The sequence below is a fragment of the Wolbachia endosymbiont of Drosophila bocki genome (genome assembly GCF_028982005.1).
GTDB classification, from domain to species: domain Bacteria; phylum Pseudomonadota; class Alphaproteobacteria; order Rickettsiales; family Anaplasmataceae; genus Wolbachia; species Wolbachia pipientis.
In genome coordinates this window covers 1-2,411 of record NZ_JAPQLG010000107.1, presented here as the reverse complement: position 1 = coordinate 2,411, position 2,411 = coordinate 1, and the positions used below count along the sequence as shown (strand labels likewise).

Here is a 2,411-nt window from a genome sequence, read left to right as displayed (position 1 = left end):
TAGATATACCTCTTTCTTAACTATGCTTATTTTACCTCATATTTTCGAGATCCTTAACAGGTTCTAATAAGTTAGGAGAAAGCGAAGTGTTACCCAAAATACTGAGAAATTCTAACGTATTTGTAGATGGTCGTGGTTATGCAGGAAAAATAGATGAAATTACGCTACCAAAGCTTACCATAAAAACAGAAGAGTACCGTGCTGGTGGTATGGATATTCCAATAAATATTGACATGGGCATGGAAAAGCTTGAAGCAGATTTCACTTTTGCTGAATACGATACAGAGCTCTTTCGGCTATTTGGGTTGATAAATGGAAATTCGGTATCTTTGACGCTCAGAGGTGGAATGCAAGGTAGTGGAAGTAATGATATTGGAGCAGTAATAATCAATTTAAGAGGCATTTTTAAAGAATTTGATTTTGGTAACTGGAAACCTGCTGAGAAAGCAACGCTGAAATGTACTGTAGCTGCCCATTACTATAAACTTACTATAGGCGGTAATGAGCTGATAGAAATCGATGCTGAAAATATGATTAGAAAGATAAATGGCGTTGATCAAATGGCCTTGCTACAAACGATTCTAGGGATCTAATATGGTTGACAAAATTACATAAAAATGTTAAAATATAAGAAGTTGTAGGTATATAGTTAATATGGATTCTAAAGCTCGTACAAATTCCATAGAGCAGTTAACTGGTTTACTTGTTAGTGTAGCACAATCTCAAGACAAGTCCGTTTTAAAGTTATTAACTGAATTAATGGAAGAAGAAATTGAAGATATGGAATTATCTAAGATTGCTGACGAACGCTATAAAGAAAAGAGGGTTAAACATCGAGATGCCTTCTGGGATTAAGCCTTACAATATAGACTATTCAGAATCTGTTATAAAGAAAGACATTCCGGCTCTTCCAGCAAAAGTAAAGTTAATGATTAAGAAGGCAATAATGGAGCGTCTAACAGTTGATCCAATTGGACTTGGAAAGCCATTAAAGCATAACTTAAGTGGACAACGTAGTCTACGGGTGAGTACCTATCGTATACTTTATTATATAGATGTACCAGAACATACAGTAGTTATTACTTCAATTGAACACAGAAAAGATTCTTATCAAAGCTAATCCTATTTATAGCACCATACAAAGAAATTAGTTATGTAAAAGCCGATATAGACTTTTATTTAATTAACTTTTTAAGGAGGAACATGCGTGCGCCAAGCAAAGTGCGTAAAGTCCAGTTGGTGAAAATCCAATCCAGGCAAAGCCTAGCCAGCAGCTTGGAACAAACTACTATGCTGCGTAAGGTAACGAGCGTAGTAAAGCTAGTGGAATGGACAACACAGGGTACAACGAAAGTGAAGGTATTGAGTCCCGAAATTCTCGATGTCATAGAGGTCGACACGTTGCATATAGTGGAAGACAGCAAGAAGGGTAACAATAGGGCAAGTTATCACTCACTCTATCGAGATCTGAGGCCGTATCACGTGTTGAGATGGAGTTTACGTAAACTTGGGAGATCCTTTGTATTCCTATTAAGGTACGTTGGAACAAGTCAACAAAGGCGAGTACTGACGGAAGATATAAAGGAAGTCGGACTGATTGATAGTACTCAGAGTGTGGGAAAGCCACATACAAGGGGAAGCGGTCAGCAATATAGTGACTGGTTTAGGAATTGCTATGCCAATACAACGGAGGTTGGAATAACGTGCAAAGAAAACTAAATCAGATAGCAGTAAGAGCCAAGCAAGATAAACGATTGAAATTTACATCGTTAATTCATCTGATAAACGCAGAGAATCTTGCTGAATGTTATAAAGAGCTAAAGCATAACAAAGCATGCGGTATAGACCAGGTGACAGTAGAAGCGTATGGAGAAAATCTTGAAGAGAAGCTTAACACTCTGGTGGATAGTATGAAAAGAAAGCAATATCAACCGCAACCAGTGAAAAGAGTATATATACCAAAAGCTGGAAGCAAAGAGAAACGCGGACTTGGGGTACCATCAACAGAAGATAAGTTAGTCCAGATAATGCTGAAGAAGATATTAGAAAATATTTATGAAGCTAACTTTCTGGATAACTCATATGGTTTTCGTCCTGGTAGAAGCTGTCATCAAGCGGTAAATGCACTAAATAAAGCAGTTATGTACAGACCAACTAACTATGTAGTAGAAGTTGATATCAAGAAATTCTTTGATAATGTCCAGCACAAATGGCTAATGAGATGCTTGAAGGAACGGATAACAGACCCAAACATACTGTGGTTAGTAAAGCGATTTCTTAGAACCTGTTAAGGATCTCGAAAATATGAGGTAAAATAAGCATAGTTAAGAAAGAGGTATACCTATGCAAAAAAGCTATCCAAGCGATATAAGTAAAGAACAATTTGAAAAAATTAGACCAATACTGGAGAG

4 protein-coding genes are annotated in these 2,411 nt (G+C 36.9%); all 4 read left to right on the top strand.

Annotated features, from left to right (window positions below; all coding sequences use genetic code 11):
* Positions 1-86 precede the first annotated feature (86 nt).
* The 4 genes from OZD61_RS02320 (at position 87) to OZD61_RS02305 (ending at position 2,291) form a co-directional block, all read left to right on the top strand.
* Positions 87-593 carry a phage major tail tube protein gene (locus tag OZD61_RS02320; protein WP_274979702.1) on the top strand — a complete coding sequence of 169 codons (507 nt, stop codon included), beginning with the start codon at positions 87-89 and terminating at the stop codon, positions 591-593.
* A gap of 61 nt (positions 594-654) precedes the next feature.
* Positions 655-855 carry a hypothetical protein gene (locus OZD61_RS02315; RefSeq protein WP_274979701.1) on the top strand — a complete coding sequence of 67 codons (201 nt, stop codon included), beginning with the start codon at positions 655-657 and terminating at the stop codon, positions 853-855.
* Entirely contained in the window at positions 839-1,120 is a 282-nt protein-coding gene (locus tag OZD61_RS02310; RefSeq protein ID WP_010082215.1) for a type II toxin-antitoxin system RelE family toxin, read from the top strand. Before OZD61_RS02315 ends, OZD61_RS02310 begins: the two co-directional genes overlap by 17 nt.
* Positions 1,121-1,703: 583 nt before the next feature.
* Positions 1,704-2,291 (top strand): reverse transcriptase domain-containing protein, encoded by a 588-nt coding sequence (locus tag OZD61_RS02305; protein WP_274979700.1) that lies wholly within the window; start codon positions 1,704-1,706, stop codon positions 2,289-2,291.
* Positions 2,292-2,411 lie beyond the last annotated feature (120 nt).